3 protein-coding genes are annotated in these 4,199 nt (G+C 43.0%); all 3 read left to right on the forward strand.

All coding sequences use genetic code 11. The features are described from left to right. The coding region (locus BUC45_RS00775) for a right-handed parallel beta-helix repeat-containing protein (protein WP_296969456.1) at positions 1 to 3,322 on the forward strand (3,322 nt) is incomplete at its 5' end. Positions 3,323 to 3,591: 269 nt separating this feature from the next. Further along, positions 3,592 to 3,783 (forward strand): helix-turn-helix domain-containing protein, encoded by a 192-nt coding sequence (locus BUC45_RS00780; protein WP_296969458.1) that lies wholly within the window; start codon positions 3,592 to 3,594, stop codon positions 3,781 to 3,783. A 37-nt stretch (positions 3,784 to 3,820) separates the two neighbouring features. Beyond that, positions 3,821 to 4,199 (forward strand): site-specific DNA-methyltransferase (locus BUC45_RS00785; protein ID WP_296969460.1); only part of this gene is annotated, 379 nt, incomplete at its 3' end.

Raw genomic sequence — 4,199 nt, forward strand, 5'->3', positions numbered from 1 at the left:
CACCGTAAGTGCAGACGGTTATGTCACAAAGGAAGGCACATTTACCGTATCGGATAAAGACGAGACCGTAACCGTAGTTTTGGAAGAAGAAACAACAGAGCCGACCACCACAGAGGTTGCATACACAGCAACAGGTGACATCACAGAAATATCAGATGGTGTAACCTATACTGAAGGTAAGTTCACTGTGCCAGAAGGTGTAACCGAGTTTACCTTCAAAGATGGCGACAAAGAAATGAAGGCCACCTATGCAGAGGGCAGCTGGAGCTTTACCGAAGTAGAAGAACAAGTAGCTTCTACCTACAAGTTCAGCTACACCGTACCGGAAGAAATCACCGAAGGTGAAGAAGTAGATATTGATGTCACCTTTGCCACTGATGTAAGAGGCGACTTTGGCTACAATAAAGTGCGGTTTAAGTTTGTGGCCACAAGCCCTGAAGGTGCAACCGTAATCTTTAAGGCAACCGATACGAACAATGTAGAGCACACATTTACCAATGAAGGCGTTTGGGGCCCAGAAACCGGATTTGCCCTTCCAGCCGAGTACACAGCGACAACTAACTGGAAAGTTACTTTTGATAAAGCTGGAGAATACACCATTACCTTTAAGCTGGTCGACATGGAAGACAATGAAGCTGTAATTGCGGAAGGTAGCGAAACGATTACAGTAAAGGCGAAGCCGGAAGAGCCAAGCATTCCGACCTTAACAGTAACAGGCCCTAGTGAAATTATTGGGGCGGCGGCAGAAAACTTTACGGTAACCTTTGCAGTTGATCATGACAAGGACTTAGAGTACCTTGAGATTGATCATAACTTAGGTAAGTATGGAAGCCTGCCTGAAGGTGTAGATGAACTGCCTGAGTTCAAGCTTTATCCGAACGCAGGTAATCCTTGGGCACCAGTTGGAATGGACGAATCGGAGGCTAGTAACAGGAAGAGCATAGCAGAAGGATGGGGGCTATCGGCAACGTATGTTGCTTCTTCGAAGACTTGGACATTAACATTCGGTGGAGACGCATTAATCCAGATAAGAGCTTTAACTGCACAGTATACTAATAATGAATTTAAGATTTACTCGTTAGTCAAAGACATAGATGGCAATCAGTCAGGCTCTATGTATGATGGTACCTATGTATCGACAGTTGTAACATTAGTATCACCACCAGTTACCAATACCACCCAGGGCAAAGGTTACGGCACCATCCAGACAGCAATTACTGAAGCTAATGTAGGAGATGCCATTGTAGTTGCTGCAGGCACGTTTAGCGAAGAGCTTACCATCGACAAATCCCTCACCATACTTGGTGTAAATGCCGATAAAGACCCGGAGGGGCTTTGGACTGATGAATCGGTTGTGACTGGTGGAATTAGGATTACTGGTGGAGATGTTACGCTTAATGGCCTCACAATTGAAACAAAAGGTATTCTGGCTTCCAACATCACAGGCTTGACTGTAATTAATAACAAATTTACAAATATCGACCAAGTACAAACGGGAGCACCTGATGGATCCATTATCGGACTAGATGTTACATCAGCTACCGAGCCAATTACAATTGACAAAAATTTATTTTCAAATATCGGTCAAGAGGATAGTACTGGTACGGCTATTAGAATTATAAGGGCATCAGACAGCATTACAATCACCGATAATATTATAGAAGATGTAACCAAGAACGGGATAAATCTCTATAGTAGTTGCTTAACAACGCCAGAAGCTAAACTGACAATCACTGGCAATGTAATCGAAAATTGGGATTCAGACAAAGATAATAGCAATATAGGCGGTCGGGCGATTAGGATTGACTTTGTCGGAGCAAATACTGCAGCAACAGCTGATATTACAGAAAACAAACTCATACCGCCTGTATATGGTTCAGATGAAAAACCAGTTGATCCCGAATATGTCAAGCTTACCGCTGTAGACATTAAGGTTTACTTATTCAAAAACTACTGGGGCAGCCCGAAGCCGAATTTCGAGACCATATTATTAGTTGCAGGAGATAAAGCATCTGAGTGTGCTTATGTGCCATATTACACGAATGAAGCGATGACAACACTAGTAGAACCTGAAGTGACATTTACCTTCACTGGTCTAGATAATATTGTAGCTGGTACAGTTGGCTTTGCTATCAATACCAAGGTAACGAACAATGGTGCAATTGCGGACAACATTCCTTTGCGCTACAAAGCTGTGGTAACTAAAGACGGCTCTGCTTTAGCGAACCAGGTCATCAAGTATCCTGAAGCAGGAGATAACCTGGACCCGAGCACATGGCACAGCTTTACTACCGATGCTGAGGGTGTTGCCTACTTTGGTCCCTCCAGCGGATTCACCTTAACGCAGCTACCGGCACTGTTGAGTGCAGAAGGCGTAACCACGCCGTTCCAGGCAGACTTTGCAGCCGGGAGCTACAGCGTAACCGTTTCTCTATTGGATATCAGTGGTGGGGAAGTAGTACTGGGTAGTGGTACGAAGGAGTTTACTGTTATAGCACCGGAAACAATAAATTTCAAAACTCCAGCAGAACAGTTCTTGACAGGCTATACTCGTCCAAGCGTATTGTACGATGGTACCAATTACCATCTATGGTATAGAACGTATGGAACAACGCCTATGAAAGCATACCATAGAGTGGCAGCCACCATTAGCGGTCTAAAAAATGTAACCGGAAATGAACTTAAGTTGGGTGAAAATATTTGGGAAGGACTGGATAACTTCTCCATTATTAAGGATGCAGGCAAGTACTATATGTTTAACTCCAACTCTGGCGGTAATGAGATTAATGTGTACGAATCAGCAGATGGTTTTACTTGGGGTAACACCTCTACAAAGGTTTTGGATACATCAGCCGTTGGAGATTGGGCTAAGAAAAAGATAGACAATCCTATGGTCGTCTATGACGGGACAGAATACAAGCTGTATTATCAAGGGAAAAGTGACACTAATGGATACCAAATTGGATTAGCAACTAGCGATTCTCTTACAGGATTATATACACCTGTTTCGGAGCCGGTTTTGAAGCCGGGAACTGACGAAGAATGGGATGCTGGTCAGCTTTACCAACCTTGGGTTGTTAAAGACGGAGATTTCTACTACATGTGGTATGCGGCTGGAAGCGGACCCAAGGCTATAGGATATGCCTGGTCTACAGATGGCATCAAGTGGACAAAAACAGATGGATCTGTTATAACTTCACAGGATTTATGGCAAGGCAAGCCATCGGTAGTTAAGGTAGGCAATGATTGGCATATGTGGTTCTTGCATGAAAAAGACTATAATAATGCAGACATTATGTATGTTAGTAGCAACACACAATAAATAACAATCCAACACCAAACCTTCCTTACCCAGCTAACCTAACGCCTTAGCAACGGAAAAACCAAGCAGCCCTGTGGGAGAGTGAATATTAGCTCTCTCACGGGGCTTTTTCTTTGCATGTCGAGGCAAGCCCAGGAGCAATCTGCTTCTTGAAGGGAGTATAACAAACAATGTCCTTAAATACATACTAAAACCAACTAACGCATATACGAACTGGAAATTATTTGATACAATATAAGCAGTAAATTCTCGAAGGAGAGATTGCAAAAATGGATTATTCAACTACAGAAAAATGGTCATCCCTTGAAGAAATTGCTGAACGCCTGGGTGTTAGTAAAGATACCATTTATAGATGGATTGCTAATAAAGAGATGCCTGCTCATAAAGTTGGGAAGTTGTGGAAATTCAAGATTAGTGAAGTGGATAAGTGGGTTACGAAGGGCGAGGCGGCTGATAAGTGATGATTATGTATTTTGAAGTGCTGAGGGAGGAAAATAAATGAAGTTTTTGGAAATATTAGAGGAGGTTTTGAAGCAAGACGACCGTTTCGTAGGTGAGGATGATAGAATTCTGAAAGCAAAGGTTTATGACGCATGTATGCGTATGGATGGATTACTACTTGGGCGCCTTATGGACAATGAAACCCTCAAATCGCACTTTTTTGTCGAAGTTAATGGAGTGCTTGTCTTTGATAAAATGAAGTTTGCTTGGGTATTGGAATCCCGTGAATTTCTACCTGACAGCTACACAATGTTCAAGAATAAGATAGGTCTGGCAAATAGTGAAGGAAAGCTTATCAGCCAACAGAGCGATGTAACGCTTGTCTGGCCCTATAAAGACTGTGTGCTTGAGGGCGGTCAAACCAAAGAAGACCAAA

This window comes from Tepidanaerobacter sp. EBM-38, from assembly GCA_001896545.1.
Lineage (GTDB): Bacteria > Bacillota > Thermosediminibacteria > Thermosediminibacterales > Tepidanaerobacteraceae > Tepidanaerobacter.

Coding starts and splice junctions, on each gene's coding strand:
- BUC45_RS00780 (WP_296969458.1), top strand. CDS start 3,592: ATGGATTATTCAACTACAGAAAAATGGTCATCCCTTGAAGAAATTGCT.